Raw genomic sequence first — 1,549 nt, 5'->3', positions numbered from 1 at the left:
AGCCTGTCTCTTGATCACAAGTATTTCTTGACAAACCATTAATTATTTAGGGTGGGAGATTATCCTCCCATTTCTAATTCTTTTGCGATTTCTACAGCTTCAACCAAGTTTGTTAGCTTGAGCCAGCCGTTCCAAAGGGCTTTAACACCAACCCGGCCGGTTCTTTTACTGTCATACCAGCCGCCTAATCTCGCTATTGCATAATATGCCCAATACAACGATGGTGGGTTTTCCGGCTGCTTTTTCTTCTTCTCAACTCTGGCCCAAAGGACTTTCCACGATAATTCACTAAAACTGCAAGTACATGCGATATCTTTAGCTTGATCATTGTTTTGTGCTAAATCTTGTAATTGTAGCAACCTAACCGCAATAAAAGCTTTTATTACTGCTATGCGTTTTAGGTTTTCACGCTTTTGCATTCGTAGCGCTTCGACATCTGTCCCGTCTGTTTTCCATACCTTGTGAAACTCTTCAATCCGCCAACGTAACTCATAATACCTGACTATTTTTCGGGCATCCTCTACGTTATTAATTTCCTCTGTTGTATATAAAATCCAGCAGAGCTTTTCTTTAATATCTGAAGCATCAACTTCTTGGCATACAATCATATTCAACGGTAATGCTTTCTGTCCAATGGCACGCTGAGGTTTTTTAAGCACTATTGTTTCGTAACTTAATCCTATTTTAGCGGTACGCTGCTTACGTCCCCCTTTTTGTTTAATATCAATGGAGTAATAACCTTTAATATCGAGGGAGCTTATGATATCTCTGACTTTACCATCGGGTTGATGCAGAAGTCGGTTTTCACTCGCTCTTACCAAGAAACGATTATTAGTACTTATCTGATGATCTAGATATTCATAAATATCCGCTTCTCTATCACACACATCAATAATGTTGCTTGTGGAGTTTATTCGAGCTGATAAAGTTTCTTGCGCTTTTTGCCACTTAAAGCTTTCTTTCTCTTCTCTAGCGCGACATTGTAATTGATGAGATTTTCCTTGAATCTTTTTTTCTCTATAAAAGTAATCTTGGTATGCCAATCCCAATACCTGCTCCGAGTTCGCGTCAAGCATCAATGTAGAGTGAACATATAAAGTTCTCCCCACAGGGCTCCGGCTCTGCTCTGAGGCTGAATTGACGGCCCCCAATTCCTTACATACAGAATGTTTATAACTAAGCCCGGTGGTATCCTGTATTGATAGTACGAGAGACCTTTGTTCAACCAGTTCATCTGTTTTTAAGAATCCCGCTAACGCAATATCCTCTGGAGAGATCATATCGTTACGGGCAAAGCGATAAGCACCTTCGATTTCCGCTGGGTTTTCACTTGCTATTGCAACCGAGTGTCCAACATTTGCAGCTAAATCAGTGGCAACCTGAACAACTCTTTTAGTTCGTCTAGGATCGCCTAATTTAGCCTTGCTAAAGATAAATTTTGCCCAAACTTCAGGATTCTCATTAAACATACGCATAACCCAATCAAAAGAAATAATTAGATCACAGGAGATTAACAAGTCAAGAAAAACTTGTGTATGAGAGTCAGGCT

General features: G+C 40.0%; 1 protein-coding gene. It reads right to left on the bottom strand.

The window, feature by feature from the left end; all coding sequences use genetic code 11:
- Positions 1–59 precede the first annotated feature (59 nt).
- A partial coding sequence (locus CXF72_RS00370; RefSeq protein ID WP_232784831.1) for an IS4 family transposase occupies positions 60–1,549 on the bottom strand: 1,490 nt, incomplete at its 5' end.

It is taken from the genome of Psychromonas sp. MB-3u-54, from assembly GCF_002836415.1.
Taxonomy (GTDB): domain Bacteria; phylum Pseudomonadota; class Gammaproteobacteria; order Enterobacterales; family Psychromonadaceae; genus Psychromonas.
This window is presented reverse-complemented; position numbering and strand designations above follow the sequence as displayed.